The following is an 18,772-nucleotide window of genomic DNA, read 5'->3' as shown; positions in this document are numbered from 1 at the left end:
TGAACACTCACATCTCAAACATTTCATCGGTGCTTGCGTGAAGCGTTCCGGCGTTCTGTTCGGGGACGTCTTCACCTTTGGGATCGGCCTGGGTTGGCACGGATTTCGGGGTGTTATCTTGGGCGCGTTCCCGTTCGTTTGCAACTGCACGTGCCATGATGTCCTTCTCGGCATCGGTCAGGGCCTCAAGCACCTCGTGCGTGGGGCCGATCTGAATAATTTTTCCGCCGCGCATGAACATGCAGCGGTCACAGACGTCGCGGACGAACTCCATATCGTGCGAAACGATAACAAAGGTTTCATCCATCTCTTCTCTGGCGTGAATGATAGAGTGTTTGACGTCCACTTTGGTGATGGGATCCATGGTTCCGGTGGGTTCGTCAAGGAGGATGATGCGGGGTTCACGGATGAGAACCTGGGCAAGGGCAACGCGATGCTTTTCTCCTTCTGAGAGGCTTGCCGGATAGCGGTGAAGAACATCTTTTGCTTTTTTTTCGGTGAATCCCGCCATCTGCAGAGTGATCATTGCTTTGCGGGTGGCAAGCTCCTTGGGGAACTCAAGACCGATGGCATCGGTTAAGTTGTCGATAATGGTCCGGTGCGGATAGAGATCATATTCCTGATGGAGAAGGCCGATGTATTTTTTTGCCCGGCCGCGGTAGAGGTAACCGGGTTTGGTCATGTCGATCCATTCATCCCCTATGCGGACTTCCAGTTTTCCGGCTGTGGGTTCATAAAGTCCTGCAATCATCTTCGACAAGGTTGTTTTTCCACCTCCGGATACTCCGATGATGCCGAAGATTTCACGCTCGTTTATTTCGAAACTGATTTTATCTACTGCGTTGATGACGCCGCGGTCAACAGCAATGAATTTTTTGGAAAGATCCTCGGCGCGGACAATGGGGTTGCCAATCTCCTGATCGGTGTAAACCAGGTCGTCATGGTAGTCTTCCATGAATGCAGATATGATCTCTTCGGGTGTACCGATTCGAGTGATCTTCCCGTCATCAAGAAGTACCGCACGGTCAGCGACGTCTTCTAAGACCTGCGAAAAGTGGGAGGTAATCAGCATTCCCATGCCGTTTTCCCGTGATGCATTTTTGAGAAGATCATGAACGATTTTAGCGGTTTTGGGATCAAGGGTGCCGGTGGGTTCGTCGGCAAAGAGGAATATGGGATTGCGGGCGAGCTGGCGGGCGAGGACGACACGCTGTTTTTCTCCGCCGGAGAGGTCGCGGGCGATATGCATCATGCGGTGGGTAAGACGTACTTCGTCGAGAAGATCGGCTGCACGACCAATGGCTTTTTCAGACGGATAATCAATATCATCCAGTGCCCGAAGCACATTTTCAATGACTCGGTCATCCCCGTAGAGAGCAAATGTCCGCTGGAACATAATGGCAGTTCTTGCCATGATGCGGGTTTTGAGTACTTCGTTTTCCGGTGCCCAGAAGTCAATGTCGCGGGATTGGAGTTTTCCTCCGCAACTGCTGCAGGCAGAGCCAGCATGGCTCGGGAGTTCAACCCTGCCGCAGTTGGGACAGACGGCAACGTGGTAAATGATCTGTCCTGAGGTGGGGGGCTGATCGATACCGCGGACGAGGTGGATCAAAACAGTCTTTCCACATCCGGATCGCCCGATGATCCCAACGATCTCTCCTTCCGTTATCTCAAGGTTGATATTGTCCAGAACCCGTACCATCTCAGGTGCTGTCGCACACGGGGTATTATCGGAAGGAGCATCGGACGGCCCATATGCAGGAAAATCCATGCAGAGGTCCTTAATGGTGATAAAAGGTGTCGTCATTCAAACATCCTCTATAATGCTAATTGTATGTGCTCTGAGGTGTTATTAGTGTTTAGAAGAATGCATTTGGGAGAACTTCCGTTCACAGTGTCATTTTGGATAAAATGTTGTCTTGACGAAAGTTTGTACAAAAAAAGAGTTTTAAACCAGCCGGTAGGTCTCAAGATTCTGTGGGGCCACCGTCTGAATATGATATTTCTTGTAGATTGAGCTTGCCAGATCGATCGTCTTCGACTCTTCACCATGAATCGTAAACACCCGTTCCGGTTTTGGCTGGAGATACTGCACATAGTTCATCAGCTGGCGGCGGTCTGCATGGCCGGAGAAACCCTCCACCGTCTGGACCTCCATGTTGATAATGATACTGCCTTTCTTACCGACCGGCACTTCGCGCCATCCTTTCTGAATCCGGCGTCCGTAGGTTCCTTCCGCCTGATATCCGACAAAGATCAGCATGTTCTTCTCCGATTCCGCAAGATTGCCCAGATACTCAATGACCGGGCCGCCGTTCAGCATACCGCTCGTAGAGATAATCACGCACGGGTCTTCTGAGAAGATAACCTGCTGACGCTTCTCCTGCGAATCCACCTGTTCAAAGCACTCGGCAAGGAACGGATTGTAATTGTCGCGGAAGATCAGATTCCGGAGATCATTGTTCAGATACTCCGGGTATGCTGTATGCAGGGCCGTTGCCTCCTTAATCATACCGTCAAGATAGATCTTGCACCGGGGAATACGCTCATTTCTGAATCCTTCCTCAAGAGCGAGCATCAGTTCCTGTGACCGTCCGACGGCAAACGCCGGAATCAGCACCTTGCCGCCGCGGCCAAGGGTTGTATTGATTACTTCGTAGAGGCGATCCTCGGCATCCTTTCTTGACGGGGAGAAGTCCTCGGAGCCTCCATAGGTACTCTCCATCACCAGTGCCTCAAGACGCGGGAACTGTGAGACTGCCGGGTTGAACAGCCGGCTCTTGCTGTAGAAGAAGTCACCGGTGAATGCAATATTGTAGAGACCGTTTCCTACGTTGAAGTGGGCAATGGCCGAGCCGAGAATATGTCCCGCATTGTGCAGTGTCAACTTCAGGTCGGGTGCGATGTCGGTTACATCGCCGTAGCCGAGTGCAATCGTGTGCTTGACAAACTCGCGGATTTCATTTGAAGAGTACGGCGGGACCTTATCCTCTTTGTTATTCACGTCAAGGTAGTCCAGCTGCAGCATTGCCGCCGTATCACGTGTTGCGGGCGTTGTGTACACCGGCCCGTCATAGCCGTATCGGTACAGCAGGGGGATGTATGCGGAGTGATCCAGATGGGCGTGCGTTAAGACAACCGCATCAAGGGATGTGAACGGGAAAATTTCCGGGACGTTCAGGAATGGTGATGATGCGCTGCCGGTAGCACCCGGAGACTCTCCGCAGTCGATCAAGACCTTGCTTTCCGGTGTGGAGAGCAAAAATGCCGCCCGGCCCACCTGACGGCAGCAGCCGAGTGTCGTAAGACGCAGCCACTGTTCCTTGTCCCGTCCCGAGTACATCGAATCTCGGTGAATCCGGCGTCCGCACTTGCGCAGGAACTCTTTTCGTTCATCGCGGGTCTCGCGCAGGAACTGGCGTACCTGTTTAATCGTCACCGACGGAATCGGCGGTGTCCGCACAACCTTCGGTGTCCAGCCGACCTTCATCGTAATGTCGCGAAGCGTTGATCCGTTCTTACCGATAACGACTCCCGGCTTTTCTGCCTCAATCAGGACCTCTCCCGTGTCAGTATCAAAGAAAATATCCGTAATCCCTGCACTTTCCGGAACAACGCTCTTGATCATATCGTACGCCTGTTCCGTATCGCCAAGAATGTTCGGCCGCACCACAATCCTCTTACGCAGATCGCGTGCAAGGGTCCGGATCAGATCCTGTTCCTCGGCAAACCGTTTCGGATCATCGGTGTAGATCACCATCTCCGGGCCTTCATATTCAACATCGGTTACGGTAACGCCGCGGGGGACCTTACGGTTTATAGTATCTTTCAGTTCTCTGAGTCTGTCTTCAACCTGCATAGAAATCGTTTCCAAAAAAGTGTAAAATCAGAGTAAGACAGAGGATGCCGGAAGCATCTCTGCTATTTTTGCCTCCGGGACATACTCGAATTTGTCCCGGGTAATGACCACTACGTTATATCCCTCGCCGGATGCTGAGTCGCGCCGCATTGCTGCACGAAGTGCCCGGACAGCGAGATCAACGGCTTCGGCTTCATTCATATCCTGCTTGAATCTGTCCTCAAGAACACCATAAGCGGTGAGGGAACCGGAGCCGGTCGAAACGAAGTCTTCCTCAAGTGTTGCACCACCGGCTGCGTCCACTGAGTAGATGAAGGAACCGTTTGTATCAACACCTCCGACCAGGAGCTGAACGTAGTAGGGAGAAAACCGGTTCTGGTTCAGATAATTGGACAGAATAGTTGCTGCCGCACCGACACTGATCTCCTTTCCGCGGCGAATCTGGTAGAGGTTGCACTCAACGTTGATGATTCTGACCAGCTGCTGGGCATCGCCGACTCCTCCGGCAATCGTCATGCCGATGCGATCCGTGATACTGTGTACTTTCTTTGCCTTTTTACTGGCGATGAGGGTGCCCATAGTGGCACGCCGTTCGGTCGCAAGGACAACACCGCCCTGGAAAACGATACCGACAGTGGTAGTTCCCGTTTTAACGTCCTGATATTCCTGTGACATGGAGACCTCGTACTTGGACACCTGTTCTGCTGTTTCCCTTGTGGGGACTGCTATTTACAGGTAACGCTTGAGAGTTTGTGAGTAAAGTCGCAAGGCACAGCCCTGACTGCTTCTCCTCAAAGGAGGAGATGTCGCAAGGAAATGTCTTGTTCTGCATCTTCCCGAAGGAATCGCAGTCGCACGGCAAAACTATGAACCGCTCCTCCCATCAGGAGTCGCGACCGCATGCATGTCTGCCGCGGCGAAAAGCGCTATCATATTAATGTGCGCAGGATGAGATAAAGTTGCCGACCGAAACATAATGCAAAAATGAGGAATGGGTGATAATGGAGAATTATTCCCCGCTGATATCCTGCTCATCTGCATCCTGCTGAGGCAGAATCAGTTTCAGTTTGAGGATCTGGCGTCCCCGCATTTTCGTTACAACGATGGTAATGTACTGATCGGCAATGGTGACCGATTCCCCGAGACGGGGAATGTGGCCGAGCCGCGAGAAGACAAGACCGCCGATGGTTTCATAATTGCCCGGATCCTCGGGCAGGCTGATCCCGAAGCGTTCGTTGAGCTGGGTGACCCGTGCCTGGGCATCCACCATGTAGAGACCCTCGCCGATCTCAATGATATCAGCAACCTCGTCGGTGTCTGATTCGTCCATGATGTCACCGACCAGCTCTTCAAGGATATCCTCAAATGTCACCACGCCGGAAAACCCGCCGAATTCATCCAGAACAATTGCCATGTGCATCCGGCGCAGCTGCAGTTCGCGCAGAAGATCATCAATCTTCTTGGACTCCGGCACGCAGTACACATCAAACATCAGCGTCTTTACCAGCGCACGGTGGTTTCCTGCGGTGTAGGCATTGAACAGGTCTTTGATGTTCAGCGTTCCGACGATGTTGTCAGTATGTTCGTGGTACACCGGTACCCGTGAGAATCCGGTATCACGAAAGTGGGCAACCGCGTCCTCAAGCGTGGAGGTATCCTCAATTATCGCGACATCCGGCCGCGGCGTCATGATCTCACGTGCGGTGGTGTCATTAAACCGGAGAACGGAGTAGATCATTTCCTTTTCGTCCTCTTCAATAGCCCCTTCCATCTCACCGACATCGATCCATTCGCGGATCTCTTCTTCTGTTACGGTAGGGACATCTGCCATGCCGTTTTTGCCGGCACGCCGGAGCCGATCGTACACCCAGAAGAAAGGCGAGAGGACAACGGTCATGTAGTAGATGGGGGTTGCGACAAACAGTGCAACAGCTTCGGTTTTGCGGGTTGCAAACGTCTTCGGCCCGATTTCACCGAATATTAGCAGAAGCAGCGTAACCACACCCGTCGCAATGGCAACTCCTGCGTCTCCGATGATGCTATACGCGACTGCGGTAGCAATTGCGGAAGCTCCGACGTTTGCGATGTTGTTTCCGATAAGAATCGTAATCAGAAAATGATCCGGGTTACTCTTCAGTTTTTCAAGGCGTTTACCGGCAGCCCCCCCCTCCTCGGAAAGAATGCGAACCTTCGCACGGGTGATCCCGACAAGCGCAACCTCGGAAGCCGAGAAAAACGCGGAGAAGATCAGCAGGATCACAAAAATAACAATATTCGAATATTCTATCATATATTCCACGCCGCAGGTGCGGCAGATCTATTCCGGTGCCCTGAACCCGTTATCATATTCATTTGCAAATCTCTTTCTTAATATATGAATTATCGTCCTTAAATTGATCGGAGATCCGAAAACCATGCGGTCTCGGTAGCAAGTACGGATGTTTTTTCTGTGTAATCGAGAATCTTCCGGAAGTTGAGGTCTTCCAGTTCAAACGTTAGCAGTCCTGCATACTTTGCTGTGGCAAGTTCTTCTTTGAGCCGCTCTCCCGCAGGAGTTCCGGCAAGTGGGGTGTGCATCATCTTTTCCGTTCCAAGGCTCGCATGGATATTGACCATTCGGTCTTTGCAGTCACGGAGAAACGCAAACGGATCATTCGGCAGTGTTGCCTGTGCATGCGCGTAGTCCCAGGTAAAGGAAAGCCACGCATACTCATCCAGAACTCCGCAAACCGAATCAGGTGTGACCAGCTGGGCGTTTACGGCGGGAGGCATATTTTCAATTGCCACGGTAACACCTGTACCAAATGCGCATTTGGAGATGATGTCCAGATAGGCGGCAAGACGCGCGCGATCCAGCGGACCGACCGGACGTTTCGCTGTCCTCTTTCCCGGATGGATGGTAACCACACCGCCGCCGAGCTGATCCAGCATCTCAATGGTTTTACAGGTATAGTCAGCCGAGAGTTTTGCAACACCCGGATTAAACGAGCAGGGATTGAGATCAAAAACCGGCGCATGCATGGCGATGGGTACAAGGTGCGGGTGCTGTTTCATCAAGTCCTGCAGTACCGAGGGGTCTGCGCCCTGCATCCAGAACTCCGGTGTTTCCATCCAGAATTCAATATGATCCAGTCCTGCGCAGTCCATTGCGGAGAATATTTCTGCGGGCTGATACTCGTGGAAGAACATGCTGGATGCGCCAAGTCGGATCATGGTGATCAGATAGGTTTCTTTCATCCGAATACCAACCTATGGGTAATGGCAGGGAAGGGGCAGCAGATGTTGCTGGCGTTTGGTGATGCAGAACCTGATGAGATGACACCAAATGTCATCGCGCCGGTTCTGGAGAACTCGGCGCTTGCGGTAAGTGAAACGCAGACATCGAATGATCCTGCGGTTCTGAGTGTATCTGATCTTGCGGAGCGGATACGCGATGCTATTGATACGCCCCTTCTCACCAATGTCTGCGTTCAGGGTGAGATCACCGGATACCGCCCTCACTCTTCGGGACATATGTACTTCTCACTGTCCGAACACGGTGACGACAAGGCAACGATGCCCTGCGTTATGTGGAAGTATGCCGCAAAGACGGTGGCGTTTCCGGTGAAGGACGGTGTGCTGGTTCGGGCGACCGGTTACGTGGACTTCTATCCGCCGTACGGAAAGATGCAGTTCGTAATTAAGAAGCTTGAACCCGCTCTTTCCGGAAAAACCGGTCTGTATCTTCAGAAAGAGGAGTGGAAAAAACAGCTGACCGCCGAGGGTGTGATCCCGCGTGCGGAGTGCGACCGCCGCTCACCGCCGGTCTTTCCTACCTGTGTGGGCGTGGTAACGTCGAGGACAGGTTCGGTTCTGCAGGACATCCGGAATGTTATCACGCGCCGTTATCCGCTGCCGATTCTGCTTGCACACACCGCAGTGCAGGGAGATGGTGCGCACATCCAGATTGCTGCGGCAATCCGGTCTTTGCAGAAGAAGGCGGATGTGATCATCGTCGCCCGGGGCGGCGGGAGTTTTGAGGATCTGTTCGAGTTCAATCATCCGGATGTGGTTCGGGCAATTGCGGCGTCCACTGTTCCGGTAATCAGTGCGGTGGGTCATGAAACGGACACGACGCTTGCTGATTATGCGGCCGACCGCCGCGTGCCGACACCGTCGGCTGCGGCGGAGACGGTCGTTCCCGACCGGTCGGTTCTTCTGCATCAGCTTGAGGAGATGCGCAGAACGATCCGCGATACGGTTAGCGGGCGGTTTGCGGCGGAGCGAAGTACACTTGCGGATCTTGCCGAGCGGGTCGAGCCGTCACGGCTTTCGCGGAAGCTGGATCAGATGCATCAGCAGACGGCGGACTTTGCGGAGCGGATTACGTCCGCTCTTCTTCGGAGAGTTTCGTCCGAGCGTGAACAGTGCCGATCACTTGGCGAGACGGTTGCAAAGTCAGCGCGGACGCTGATAGTAACGGCCCGTCTGGAACTCCTTGCCCAGAAGGAGATCATCCTCGGCAGAGATCCGTATAAACCGCTTGAACTTGGCTACGCCCTCGTCTGGAAGGAAGGGGCCGTGATCCGTTCGGCAAAAAATATCAGTGCAGGCGACTGCCTGTCTCTCCGGCTTTCGGACGGAGAGGCGATCGCCGTCGTGGAGAATGTTACGTATGACAGAGACACCTGAAGTTCAGACATATGAATCGATGATCGCCGAGTTGAAGACGATTGCAAAGCAGCTTGATGACCCTGAAACACCGATTGAGGAGGCGGTGCGTCTGCATCAGCGGGGACTTGCGCTGATCCGCAGCTGCGAGGAATTTTTGCAGGCAGCGGAGCTGACGATTACGGAAGTTCAGCCCGAAGAGTAACGGTCATCTCTTCCTCGTTCTGTAGCTTTTCGATCAGTTCGCGCGGGAGCTGCCGTGCGGTGTGGTCGCTGTAAACGGCGATAGTGCGGGGGCAGAGGAAAGTACTGCGCCTCCAGACGAGATCGGTTTCGTGCGTGAGCGTGATGCCGGAACATCCTTCGGATCGAACGGTTGCGGTTACGCCGCCGCAGGAGAGTGTGGTAGTGAGGATGATTCCGTTGCGGGAGACGGCATCACGGAATGCAGGAGAGAGATCGGCGGCACCGAGATCAGCTCCGACAGCGATGATGCAGTCTCCATTGGGAGACAGATCGGTTTCTTTGGTGATCTCAAAGGTGCTTTTGTGCAGTGCCCGAACGTTTTTGTGACCGCGACAGTGGATAGTTTCTGTGATCTCCATTGCTTTTGCTAACATCTGGTTCTTCGTGAACAAATAGATTGTCCCGGAGTCTTGGTCAGCAGTAGATTAACTATCTCAAAAGGCAACATGATTAGCACAATGGATACCGATATGATAATTCTTGACTGTCCCGTCTGCGGTGAGGAGACGGATTTTGAAATCCTCAAAGAACCGCCGGAAGCAGTCGTGCGCTGTACCGAATGCGGCCACACCATGCGGGTCACGCTGAAGGAGCCGAAAATTTTCACCATCAAAACCATCGTCAGCTACGGTACTGAATCCCACACCGGAACCATCGAACTCATGGAAGGAGATATCTGCTCTGTCGGAGATTTTCTGGTTGCAGAGGTCGGTGACGAATCCTACGGCGTTGAGGTCATGTCCATTGAGCGTGACAATGCCCGCAGATCCAAACTTCCGGCAGAAGAGATTGAAGTTCTCTGGACACGCCTCGTGGACAAAGTCATCATCCGCGCATCCCTAAACAAAGGCGCAACAACCATCCCGCTCTATGAACAGGTACCGGGGGACAAAGTCTACACCGTTGATCACATCACTTCAGTCAATGGAAAACAGTTCAGGATTACCCGCATCAAACTGCGGAAGGGCAACATTATCCAGCGAAAAGACAAGACCGCTCAGGCACATGAGATCAAACGCATCTATGGCGAGCGGTCATAATATCTTCACCTTTTTTTTTAAAAACAAAAAGAAATATCAGATCCGCATTTCTGCCGCACGTACCAGAACAAGACCTGATGCAAGAATCTTCTCGACAGCCGTCTCCGGCGAAATATCGGTATTGGAAACATACACCACCAGCGTTGGTGTCGTTGCGCTCCGTGACGCATAGGCGTACTCAATATTCAGACCTGCTGCGCCAAACTTTGATGCAACCTCATAGAGACCGCCCGGCACGTCAGACATTTTCACTGCAAAAACATCCGTGAACTTCAGCAGATAATTTTTCTTTTCAAACGCCTGAAATGCCAGATCGGGTTTGTCAACAACTGCCCGCACTACACCAAAATTATTCGCCTCGGCAATGCAGAAGGCCGAGATGTTTACTTCACTGTCCAAGAAGATTTTCGCGATCTCTGCCAGTGTTCCGGGTGTATTGGGAGCAAAGATCGAAAGCTGTTTAATACTATATTCACTGGTCATGACGAAATCACTCTTATTCTCTATCTCCCACGGGAAAGTGTATTAAGTTTTTGATGATGAACACTGTGAGAAAAGATTTCGTTGGATTTTTTTCTGGAAAAGCTTATCATGAGCTGCCTTCAGACATCAAAGTCCATACAAAAAAGAAATTAAAAATTATAATCCGTCGCCGGAACAAGTTCAAGACCCGCGGAAAGAATCTTTTCCACCGCATCTTCAGGGTTTGATACCTTCACAATCAGCGTGCCGAACGTTCCCGTGCGGAATGCATATGCGTACTCAATGTTGATGCCGATACTGCCCAGAAGGTTTGCCACATGGTACAGACCACCCGGGACATCATTCATCTTGATGCCCAGAACATCGGTGTACTGCAGCGCATAGTTCTGTTTCGAAAATGCTTCAAATGCAATCTCTGGCTTATCCACGATCGCCCGGACTACACCGAAACTGTTTGCCTCGGCAATGCTGAACGCATGAATATTGACCTTGCTTTCCTCGAACACTTTTGCAATTGCTGCAAGTCGTCCTGACTTGTTTTCCGAAAATATCGAAAGCTGTTTGATGAAATACTTGTTTCGCGTCATTTAGAACACCCGGTGATCAATAACACGCTTTGCTTTCCCTTCAAAACGCGGGAGGGAGTTCGGCGGGCACAGCTCAACCTTAGCGGAAACATTCAGTGCATCGCGCAGTGTCCGCTCTACCCGGGACTGCAGACCAATCAGACCGTTGATACTGTCCGTCATCGCATCCGGCTTTAACTCCACCTTCACCTGCATATCATCCAGCGGGCCAGTGCGGGTAATCTCCAGCATAAAGTGGCTCGTCAGTTCCGGTACGCGGAGAAGTGCGTGCTCCACCGCCGACGGGAACACATTAATGCCGCGGATAACCAGCATGTCATCCACTCTGCCCTGCAGACGGTCAATGCGCGGAGATGTTCTGCCGCAGGGACAGTCGCCCTCAAGAATTGAGGTAATATCGCCGATACGGTAGCGAATCATTGGAATTGCCTCCTTCTTCAGAATTGTCATTGTCAGCTCACCCTTTTCACCGGCGGGCAAGGACTCGCCGGTCTCGGGATCCAGAATCTCCGTATAGGCAATATCACCGCAGATGTGCATACCGTTCAACTCGCCGCAGTCGGTAAACATCGGCCCTGAGATCTCAGACGTTCCGAAGATGTTGTGGGCCGTAACACCGGACTGCTCATGGATGTACTGCCGCATCGACTCAGACCATGGTTCAGCACCAAGAATTGCAGTCCGGAGCTTTGTTTCCTTCGCGATATCAACACCCATCTTCTTTGCCACATCAATTAAGTGGATGAAATAGGACGGTGTACAGGCAATTGCAGTCGTCTCCAGATCCTGAATCAGCTCAATCTGTCGTTCAGAGTTTCCAGTGGATGCCGGAATCACCGTTGCACCCAGCTTCTCGCCGCCGTAGTGCAGACCAAGACCGCCGGTAAACAGACCGTATCCGTAGGCAACCTGCAATACATCACCGCGACCAAGACCACAGGATACCAGGGATCGTGCAACCGCCTCGGCCCACAATTCCACATCATTTTTCGTGTAGGCAACCACTGTCGGTTTGCCGGTCGTCCCCGAGGACACATGATAGCGGACGAGTTCCTCCTTCGGACAGCAGACAAGTTTGTCCGGGTAATTGTCGCGGAGATCTGTTTTTTTCATCGTCGGAAGTTTTGCAATGTCTGCAAGGGACTTGATATCGGACGGAAGCACACCCGCCGTTTTCATCTTGTCATGGTAGAAAGCAGAGCTTGCATAGAGACGTTCAACAAGAACTTTCAGCTCCTGGTACTGCAGTTTTTCCAACTCTGTTTTGGGAAGTGTTTCAATTTTTTCGTTATAGTATGGCATAATTAAATTGTCCTCCGGTCCACAACCCGTTTTGCCTTGCCCTCAAACCGGGGGAGGGATCCCGGTTCAACGAGCTGGACATTGGCACGAAGGGTAAGGGTTTCATGCAGGGCTTTACCGATTTTGTTCTGGAGTCTGGCGAGATCACTCAACTCACCGCTGAAGAGATGCTTGTTGATCTCAACCTCAATCGTCATCTCATCCAGATGATTCACGCGGTCGATGTACACCATAAACTGGTCGCCAACCTCGGGAATATTCTTGAGTACATGCTCAATCTGAGACGGGAATACATTAATTCCGCGCACGGTCAGCATATCATCGCTTCTGCCGAACAGCCGTGCAATCTTCTGACCACGACCGCAGGGACAGTCATCCTCCATGAGCATCGTAATGTCCCCGGTGCGGTACCGGAGAAGCGGCATTGCTTCTTTGACGAGCGGCGTAACCACCATCTCACCCTTCTCGCCGGGGCCGAGCGTCTCACCGGTTTTCGGGTCAATGATCTCCACAATGTAGCAGTCATGCCAGATGTGCAGACCGTCCTGTTCGGGACACTCGAACGCAACCCCCGGGCCGAACAGTTCGCTCATGCCGTAACTATCGTAGGCTTTGATGTTGAGACGGTTTTCCAGGTCACGGCGCATGTTCTCGGACCATGCCTCAGCACCGAATACCCCGATTCTGAGCGAATCAAGGTTCGCGTGCATGTCCTCGGCAACCTCGGTGAGATGCATTGCGTAGCTTGGCGTGCAGTGAATCGCGTTTACACCAAAGTCCTGAATCATCTCAATTTGCCGTTTGGTATTGCCGACACCCGCCGGCACAACGGCACAGCCGATCTTTTCTGCACCGTAATGGAAGCCGAGACCTCCGGTAAACAGTGAATAATTGGAGGCGTTCTGGAACATGTCGCCTTCACGGAGTCCGACCATCGTCAGGTTGCGGGCAATTAATTCCGACCAGCTGTTCAGATCATTTTTGGTATAGGCGACGACCGTCGGTTTACCGGTTGTACCTGACGTTGTGTGAATCCGGTTGATCCGGTTCATCGGAACCGCGAGGAATCCAAACGGATATCCTCCGCGAAGATCGGCTTTCTTGGTAAAAGGGATCTTTGACAGATCGTCAAGTGTTTTGATGTCCTCCGGGCAAATGCCTGCCTCGGCAAACATCTTCTGATAGAAACCGATATTCTGCGTTCGTGCAACAGTTTCCTTCAGCCGTTTCAGCTGAAGTTCCTGCAGTTCTCTTCCACGCAGGGTCTCCATTTTTTCATTCCAAAACATAAGGCAGTCCTTACAATTCCTGTACAGTCAGGCCCCGCGAGACTCCATGACACAATGTATCATGCCAGGGCTTAGCATCCTATTATGTATGTCTTCTGGAAACATAAGGATTATCATAAGCCGGGAGGGGGTGCTTTGATCGATTGTACCAAATTCTGAAAGTAAGGTTATTAGGATATACGGGCAATATGGTGTATGGATAAAACAGGTCTTGCAACCCTCCTGATTGGTATTGTTCTTTTAATTGTCGGCGTTGTTCTGATGTGGTACTGGCTGCCCCAGTTTATTCAGGTGCTGCTCGGCGGCATCGGAATTGTTCTTGCGGTTGCCGGTCTTTGCGGTATTGTTCTCGGCTATCTGATGATCAAAGAATAATCCTCTTTTTTTATGCAGACGTTTCCGCTTGATGATCTCTGGTTTAACCTTGAGTTAAGCGTTTCCTGTGGTCAGGCATTTCGATGGAGAAAGTACGGCGACATATGGTATGCCCCGTCTCCTTATGGGGATCCTGTGGTCTGGAAGGTACGGCAGACCGCTGATGGTATCGGGTATGAAGGAATGGGTGAGGAGGATCTCATCCGCTACTTTTCGCTGGATCATGATCTTGGCGATATTCTTTCTCACATCGACTGTGATCCACTGATTCACGACGCGATCATCCGATGCCGGGGACTGCGGATTCTGCGTCAGGATCCATGGGAGTGTCTCATCTCCTATATCTGTTCCAGCTGTGCCAACATTCCGGGCATTCAGATGCGGATCGAAAACCTCGCGGAAAAGTACGGCACAAAAATTCTCTGTGACAACAAAATATTTTATTCGTTCCCTTTGCCCGAGACGATCGCCGCAGCTCCGGTCTGTGACATTCGATCCTGCAGGGTCGGGTACCGCGATGCCTACATCTGCGGGGCAGCAGCAATGGCGTCAGAGAATCCTGCGTGGCAGGATATTGTACGCAGTCTTTCCTATCCTGATGCGCAGAAAAAACTCTGCGAGCTAAACGGCGTCGGGCCGAAGGTTGCGGACTGTGTACTGCTGTTCGCGTTTGAAAAATATGAGGCCGTGCCGGTCGATGTATGGATCGAACGAATTTTGCGTACCAAATATGTCGGCGGGGAAAAGAAACTCGCCTATGCGAGAGCGGGAGCATATGCCCGTGAACACTTCGGCGCGTATGCCGGATATGCCCAGGAGTATCTATTTGCATCCCGCGAGATCATCAGCAGAAAAGGGGAGTAAGTGTCGGCGGGGATAAGGATGGGGATGTCACGGATATCATTCTGCGTAAGTCTTTTGTTCCAACTATACCAGTCGGTACATGAGGAGGGACCAGACATGCGGTCAGAAAATTTCTGATTTTGTCCCTCAGGAATATGTGCTGAGGAAAATCGGCTGGACAGATTTTTTTGGTTCTGATTCTCATTGTTCTGGAGGACTGATGGAGTTCGGTTTTGATCATGAACTTTGCCAGCCTGTTTCAAATGTTTTTTTATTCTGTCTGATTTTTTGAAAAATAATACTCTTTTTCCTGCATACCGGGCAATACGCATTTTCCCTGTACGCGGGTGCGGGAGTTATATGCAGCCGGCACCAACAAAAACGATATGGCCTCAACAGAAGAGTTTGTCCGCTATGTTTGTGATATGATTGATGAGGCAGGCAGTATCCGGTACCGGAAAATGTTCGGTGAGTACGGAATTTACTGTGATGACGTGTACTGTGCCTGCATCTGCGATAATCTGTTGTTTGTAAAAATTACTGAAGGGGGAAAACAGCTGTTGCCGAATACGGAAATTACGTTTCCGTATGAAGGGTCCAAAACCAAATGTTTTCTCATCACTGAGTTTGATGATCAAAAACTTCTGGTACAGCTCATCCGTACAACCTGTGGAGAACTGAAAAAATCAAAATTTGGACAATAGTCTCGCGATATCAGAAAGTCTGTCTGACAGAAAAAACGAATCTCTTGGCCAATTTGTCCGACTGAAACATGACTCCCCATCATGTTTGATACTGGGGACATACACATTTGGTATACTCACCAGTTCGCGGAAATACATGTATTTCCTGTTCGGGCAGACTTTTTTCTGTCACCGGAGAGTAAACGAAAAATACAGAAATGCATCTGTTTTTCTCCGTAATACCTCTTCATGAAGGATATTTTTTGTTTTCTGCAACAGATGGTTGTAGCAAATAAATATCTTTTGACTATGCAAATTATATCTATTGACTATCCATATACTTATACCTATCCATTGGGAAACTTGTAATCTAATGGCGGGTAGTATCCGGAAACGTCCCTCGGATCAGATAAACTTGCGGCTCGGCGCCGATTTCATTCAGAAGTTCAATGAGTACATGAAGGGACGGTCAGAGACAAAGATCCAGTTTATTCGTTCTGCTCTGGAGCACTGGATGTCTGTGGATGGAAACGAAGAGAAAATCGGGGAAAAACTTGAACTGGCTGAACAGGTCATTGCACTTCAACGAGAAAGAATTGACGAACTTCGCACATTTCAGGAAAGATACATCGCGTATCAGCGTGAGATCATCGAAGAAAAAGACAAAAGAATTCGATACCTCTCTGAGCAGCTGAAAAAATATTCGAAAACGGACGCTTATTACTCAGGCGGTCTGCTTGAGGAGACAACTATTGCCGAGCCGGAGCCTCCATACCACAATCCGGACACTACCACGGAAAAATAATTCTTCAAAAAAATATTGTAACTTATTTTCACATCGGGCCCATGCCGCCAAGATCGCCGCCGCCTTTGCTCATCTGCTTCATCATTTTGTTCATTGCCATCCGGTTTCCGCGGAATCCTTTCAGCGTCTTCTGCATCATCTTGTAGTATTTGATAAGCTCCCGCACCTCGTCAACCGTCGCCCCCGATCCTTTCGCAACCCGCGTCATACGGGATGTGTTGATGAGCGACGGCTCGTCCAGCTCCTGCGGTGTCATCGAGTCCATAATGATACGGAACTTCTTCATCCGATCTGCTGTTCCGTCCAGTGCTTCTGACGGCACATTCATCCCGCCAAGCGGCAGCATTGAGAGCACCTGCTTTAACGGCCCCATCTTCTGCACCGCTTCAAGCTGCTTGTACATATCGTTCAGCGTGAACTTGCCGCGCAGCATCGCATTGACGTCCACATCCTCCGGCTTGATGGCCTCTTCAGCTTTCTCGACAAGCGCTTTCAGATCGCCCATTCCGAGCAGCCGGGAGATGAATCCGTTCGCATCGAACCGTTCCAGATCCTCGATCGTCTCACCGTTACCGATGAACACAATGCCGGACTCTGTCTCGGAAACTGCGGACATTGCACCTCCACCTTTGGCCGTACCATCCATCTTGGTGACGATCACGCCGTCGATACCGATGGCTTCATGGAACCGTTTCGCCTGATCGCGTGCCGCCTGACCCAGTGCCGCATCGATCACCAGCCAGCGGTGATCCGGTTTGAGCAGATCATTGATCTGCATAATCTCCTCGATCAGATCGTCCTCCAGTGCATGGCGGCCAGCCGTATCTACGATGACAACCTCCACATCTTTCAGAGCCGCAAGACCATCCCGGGTAATCTTCACCGCATCTTTTTCTTTTGGATCGCCGTAGCAGGGAACATTGATCTTTTTGCACAGAGTCTCCAGCTGTGCATAGGCACCGGGCCGGAAGTTATCGGCACCGATTGCCCCGACCTTCAGCCCTTTTCGCTGGAAATAGCGGCACAGTTTTCCGGTCGTCGTCGTCTTACCGGATCCCTGCAGACCAGCCATCAGAATTTTCTGGGGACGCAGACTAAACTCTGCCTCTTTGCCGACGAGGTTCACCAGCTCCTGATACACAATCCGCAGCACATGCTCGCGGACGTTCATCCCTTTGGGAAGATCCTCATCCAGCGCCCGCGACTTGATCGACTGCGACAGCTGCATCACGAGCTTCACGTTCACATCCGCCGAGAGCAGCGCCCGCTGAAGATCGCGGACCAGCTCATCCACCGCCGCACGATCAATGACCGTTTTTCCGGCGAGTTTCTTCATCGCATCCTTCAGCGAGTTGGAAAGATTATCAAGTCCCATTATTCCTCATCTCCGAAGATTTCATCAATGATCAATGCAGGGGTAAAGGGCTTCATATCCGAGTACTCCTGACCGACACCGAGGAACACCAGCGGTTTGCCGATGGTGTAGGCTATAGAGATTGCGGCACCGCCTTTCGGATCCATATCCACTTTTGTCAGAATCACACCATTGGTGGAAACAGTCTTTTCAAACTCTTCGGCACGGATCACTGCATCGTTTCCGGCAACCGCCTCGTCAACATAGAAGACGAGATCGGGCTTCATCACCCGTTTGATCTTCTCCAGCTGATTCATCAGGTTCACACGGTTATGGAACCGGCCCGCAGAGTCGGCCAGGACCACATCAATGTTGTGGGCTTTGGCGTACTCCACCGTATCATAGAGAACTGCGGACGGGTCTGCTCCTTCCTGATGGGCAATAAGTTTGATACCAAGCCGGTCGCAGTGAACACGGATCTGTTCAATCGCTCCGGCACGGAACGTATCACCGGCACCGACAACAACGGACAACCCCTGACTCTGGAGATAATATGCTATTTTTGCAACCGAGGTGGTCTTTCCTGTTCCGTTTACGCCGGTGAAGAGAATCTTCACCGGTTTGTCGTGTGCTCTGATGTAGCCGACCAGATCAAATCCATCACCGAGCACATCCTCAATAGCGTGCTTGAGTGCATTCGTGACAACCTCTTCGGGCGACTCACGGATTTTTCTGTGAGTTCCGACCAGTTCTTTTTTCATGTGATCGGTAATCGCCTCTGCAACCGGGAATGCAACATCGGATTCAAGAAGTACCATCTGTAACTCAAACAGAGCTTCGTCGATGTCTTTTTCCGAGAGGACGAACTCCCGTTCAACAACCAGTGTCCTTAACTTGCCAAAAAATCCGGGCTTTTTCGCGTCAGTCACCGACGGATTTTCTGCGGAAAGAGAAACTGTGGCCTCAACCGCAGGGGATGGTGGTGAAATCGGGGGAGATACGGAAACGGGGGTTGGCACGGCAGTTTCCGTTTCCGGCACCTCGACCGGTTCTGGGGTATCGGGGGCGGCAGGGGTTTCGAGCAGAGGGGTGTCAGTCTCAACCTCAGTTGTCACTGAGGCGGACTCCACACTCTTGCCCAGCTTTTTAGTAATGCCGCCGAGTTTTTTCTTCAGCCCTTCAAACATTATTTATTCATTCCTCCTGAGAGTATAAATTGCCTCTGCTCTTTACCTCAAGAGCGACAAAACCCTGAT

Annotated in this window: 19 protein-coding genes; 7 read left to right on the top strand and 12 right to left on the bottom strand. The window is 51.4% G+C overall.

What is annotated here, in order from left to right; genetic code table 11:
• Positions 1-7 precede the first annotated feature (7 nt).
• From atwA to O0S10_RS04340, 5 genes are all read right to left on the bottom strand, one after another.
• Positions 8-1,807 (bottom strand): methyl coenzyme M reductase system, component A2, encoded by a 1,800-nt coding sequence (gene atwA / locus O0S10_RS04360; protein ID WP_268924678.1) that lies wholly within the window; start codon positions 1,805-1,807, stop codon positions 8-10.
• Between the two features lie 141 nt (positions 1,808-1,948).
• On the bottom strand, positions 1,949-3,859 hold the full coding sequence (locus O0S10_RS04355; RefSeq protein WP_268924677.1) for a beta-CASP ribonuclease aCPSF1: 1,911 nt from the start codon (positions 3,857-3,859) through the stop codon (positions 1,949-1,951).
• 27 nt (positions 3,860-3,886) lie between these two features.
• On the bottom strand, positions 3,887-4,534 hold the full coding sequence (gene psmB, locus O0S10_RS04350; RefSeq protein ID WP_268924676.1) for an archaeal proteasome endopeptidase complex subunit beta: 648 nt from the start codon (positions 4,532-4,534) through the stop codon (positions 3,887-3,889).
• A 334-nt stretch (positions 4,535-4,868) separates the two neighbouring features.
• A complete protein-coding gene (locus O0S10_RS04345; RefSeq protein ID WP_268924675.1) occupies positions 4,869-6,149 on the bottom strand; it encodes a hemolysin family protein in 1,281 nt (426 codons plus the stop codon).
• A gap of 98 nt (positions 6,150-6,247) precedes the next feature.
• Positions 6,248-7,096, bottom strand: coding sequence for a sugar phosphate isomerase/epimerase family protein (locus O0S10_RS04340; RefSeq protein ID WP_268924674.1), 849 nt, complete (start codon positions 7,094-7,096; stop codon positions 6,248-6,250).
• A gap of 21 nt (positions 7,097-7,117) precedes the next feature.
• Here O0S10_RS04340 and xseA point away from each other — a divergent pair, with 21 nt between their 5' ends.
• On the top strand, positions 7,118-8,530 hold the full coding sequence (gene xseA, locus O0S10_RS04335) for an exodeoxyribonuclease VII large subunit (RefSeq protein WP_268924673.1): 1,413 nt from the start codon (positions 7,118-7,120) through the stop codon (positions 8,528-8,530).
• Positions 8,514-8,714 carry an exodeoxyribonuclease VII small subunit gene (gene xseB / locus O0S10_RS04330; RefSeq protein WP_268924672.1) on the top strand — a complete coding sequence of 67 codons (201 nt, stop codon included), beginning with the start codon at positions 8,514-8,516 and terminating at the stop codon, positions 8,712-8,714. Before xseA ends, xseB begins: the two co-directional genes overlap by 17 nt.
• Here xseB and O0S10_RS04325 read toward each other — a convergent pair.
• Positions 8,689-9,129 (bottom strand): DUF371 domain-containing protein, encoded by a 441-nt coding sequence (locus O0S10_RS04325; protein WP_268924671.1) that lies wholly within the window; start codon positions 9,127-9,129, stop codon positions 8,689-8,691. The two genes, xseB and O0S10_RS04325, sit on opposite strands and share 26 nt — an antisense overlap.
• 84 nt (positions 9,130-9,213) lie before the next feature.
• Here O0S10_RS04325 and O0S10_RS04320 point away from each other — a divergent pair, with 84 nt between their 5' ends.
• Positions 9,214-9,795 (top strand): HVO_0476 family zinc finger protein, encoded by a 582-nt coding sequence (locus O0S10_RS04320; RefSeq protein WP_268924670.1) that lies wholly within the window; start codon positions 9,214-9,216, stop codon positions 9,793-9,795.
• Between the two features lie 36 nt (positions 9,796-9,831).
• Here O0S10_RS04320 and O0S10_RS04315 read toward each other — a convergent pair whose 3' ends face one another.
• The 4 genes from O0S10_RS04315 to O0S10_RS04300 form a co-directional block, all read right to left on the bottom strand.
• The gene (locus O0S10_RS04315; RefSeq protein ID WP_268924669.1) at positions 9,832-10,278 is read right to left on the bottom strand and encodes an acetolactate synthase; all 447 of its coding nucleotides are present in this window, start codon (positions 10,276-10,278) and stop codon (positions 9,832-9,834) included.
• 149 nt (positions 10,279-10,427) lie between these two features.
• Positions 10,428-10,865 carry an acetolactate synthase gene (locus O0S10_RS04310; RefSeq protein ID WP_268924668.1) on the bottom strand — a complete coding sequence of 146 codons (438 nt, stop codon included), beginning with the start codon at positions 10,863-10,865 and terminating at the stop codon, positions 10,428-10,430.
• Positions 10,866-12,167, bottom strand: coding sequence for a phenylacetate--CoA ligase family protein (locus O0S10_RS04305; protein WP_268924667.1), 1,302 nt, complete (start codon positions 12,165-12,167; stop codon positions 10,866-10,868).
• 2 nt (positions 12,168-12,169) lie between these two features.
• A complete protein-coding gene (locus O0S10_RS04300) occupies positions 12,170-13,456 on the bottom strand; it encodes a phenylacetate--CoA ligase family protein (RefSeq protein ID WP_268924666.1) in 1,287 nt (428 codons plus the stop codon).
• Positions 13,457-13,651: 195 nt separating this feature from the next.
• Here O0S10_RS04300 and O0S10_RS04295 point away from each other — a divergent pair, with 195 nt between their 5' ends.
• The 4 genes from O0S10_RS04295 to O0S10_RS04280 all read left to right on the top strand — a co-directional run bounded on the left by O0S10_RS04295 (position 13,652) and on the right by O0S10_RS04280 (position 16,162).
• Positions 13,652-13,831, top strand: coding sequence for a hypothetical protein (locus O0S10_RS04295; RefSeq protein WP_268924665.1), 180 nt, complete (start codon positions 13,652-13,654; stop codon positions 13,829-13,831).
• Positions 13,832-13,843: 12 nt separating this feature from the next.
• On the top strand, positions 13,844-14,695 hold the full coding sequence (locus O0S10_RS04290) for a DNA-3-methyladenine glycosylase family protein (RefSeq protein ID WP_268924664.1): 852 nt from the start codon (positions 13,844-13,846) through the stop codon (positions 14,693-14,695).
• Positions 14,696-15,060: 365 nt separating this feature from the next.
• Positions 15,061-15,378, top strand: coding sequence for a TfoX/Sxy family protein (locus O0S10_RS04285; protein ID WP_268924663.1), 318 nt, complete (start codon positions 15,061-15,063; stop codon positions 15,376-15,378).
• A gap of 352 nt (positions 15,379-15,730) precedes the next feature.
• Positions 15,731-16,162 carry a hypothetical protein gene (locus O0S10_RS04280; protein WP_268924662.1) on the top strand — a complete coding sequence of 144 codons (432 nt, stop codon included), beginning with the start codon at positions 15,731-15,733 and terminating at the stop codon, positions 16,160-16,162.
• A gap of 28 nt (positions 16,163-16,190) precedes the next feature.
• Here O0S10_RS04280 and O0S10_RS04275 read toward each other — a convergent pair whose 3' ends face one another.
• Complete coding sequence (locus tag O0S10_RS04275) at positions 16,191-17,537, bottom strand: signal recognition particle protein Srp54 (protein WP_268924660.1); 1,347 nt, start codon at positions 17,535-17,537, stop codon at positions 16,191-16,193.
• Entirely contained in the window at positions 17,537-18,703 is a 1,167-nt protein-coding gene (ftsY, locus tag O0S10_RS04270) for a signal recognition particle-docking protein FtsY (protein ID WP_268924659.1), read from the bottom strand. The genes O0S10_RS04275 and ftsY overlap by 1 nt, the downstream gene beginning before the upstream one ends.
• Between the last annotated feature and the right edge of the window lie 69 nt (positions 18,704-18,772).

This window comes from Methanocorpusculum petauri (assembly GCF_026891975.1).
GTDB classification, from domain to species: domain Archaea; phylum Halobacteriota; class Methanomicrobia; order Methanomicrobiales; family Methanocorpusculaceae; genus Methanocorpusculum; species Methanocorpusculum petauri.
The sequence above is the reverse complement of the archived record's forward strand: the minus strand, read 5'-3'. Positions and strand labels throughout refer to the sequence as shown.

Coding starts and splice junctions, on each gene's coding strand:
- atwA (WP_268924678.1), bottom strand. CDS start 1,807: ATGACGACACCTTTTATCACCATTAAGGACCTCTGCATGGATTTTCCT.
- O0S10_RS04355 (WP_268924677.1), bottom strand. CDS start 3,859: ATGCAGGTTGAAGACAGACTCAGAGAACTGAAAGATACTATAAACCGT.
- psmB (WP_268924676.1), bottom strand. CDS start 4,534: ATGTCACAGGAATATCAGGACGTTAAAACGGGAACTACCACTGTCGGT.
- O0S10_RS04345 (WP_268924675.1), bottom strand. CDS start 6,149: ATGATAGAATATTCGAATATTGTTATTTTTGTGATCCTGCTGATCTTC.
- O0S10_RS04340 (WP_268924674.1), bottom strand. CDS start 7,096: ATGAAAGAAACCTATCTGATCACCATGATCCGACTTGGCGCATCCAGC.
- xseA (WP_268924673.1), top strand. CDS start 7,118: ATGGCAGGGAAGGGGCAGCAGATGTTGCTGGCGTTTGGTGATGCAGAA.
- xseB (WP_268924672.1), top strand. CDS start 8,514: ATGACAGAGACACCTGAAGTTCAGACATATGAATCGATGATCGCCGAG.
- O0S10_RS04325 (WP_268924671.1), bottom strand. CDS start 9,129: ATGTTAGCAAAAGCAATGGAGATCACAGAAACTATCCACTGTCGCGGT.
- O0S10_RS04320 (WP_268924670.1), top strand. CDS start 9,214: ATGGATACCGATATGATAATTCTTGACTGTCCCGTCTGCGGTGAGGAG.
- O0S10_RS04315 (WP_268924669.1), bottom strand. CDS start 10,278: ATGACCAGTGAATATAGTATTAAACAGCTTTCGATCTTTGCTCCCAAT.
- O0S10_RS04310 (WP_268924668.1), bottom strand. CDS start 10,865: ATGACGCGAAACAAGTATTTCATCAAACAGCTTTCGATATTTTCGGAA.
- O0S10_RS04305 (WP_268924667.1), bottom strand. CDS start 12,167: ATGCCATACTATAACGAAAAAATTGAAACACTTCCCAAAACAGAGTTG.
- O0S10_RS04300 (WP_268924666.1), bottom strand. CDS start 13,456: ATGTTTTGGAATGAAAAAATGGAGACCCTGCGTGGAAGAGAACTGCAG.
- O0S10_RS04295 (WP_268924665.1), top strand. CDS start 13,652: ATGGATAAAACAGGTCTTGCAACCCTCCTGATTGGTATTGTTCTTTTA.
- O0S10_RS04290 (WP_268924664.1), top strand. CDS start 13,844: ATGCAGACGTTTCCGCTTGATGATCTCTGGTTTAACCTTGAGTTAAGC.
- O0S10_RS04285 (WP_268924663.1), top strand. CDS start 15,061: ATGGCCTCAACAGAAGAGTTTGTCCGCTATGTTTGTGATATGATTGAT.
- O0S10_RS04280 (WP_268924662.1), top strand. CDS start 15,731: ATGGCGGGTAGTATCCGGAAACGTCCCTCGGATCAGATAAACTTGCGG.
- O0S10_RS04275 (WP_268924660.1), bottom strand. CDS start 17,537: ATGGGACTTGATAATCTTTCCAACTCGCTGAAGGATGCGATGAAGAAA.
- ftsY (WP_268924659.1), bottom strand. CDS start 18,703: ATGTTTGAAGGGCTGAAGAAAAAACTCGGCGGCATTACTAAAAAGCTG.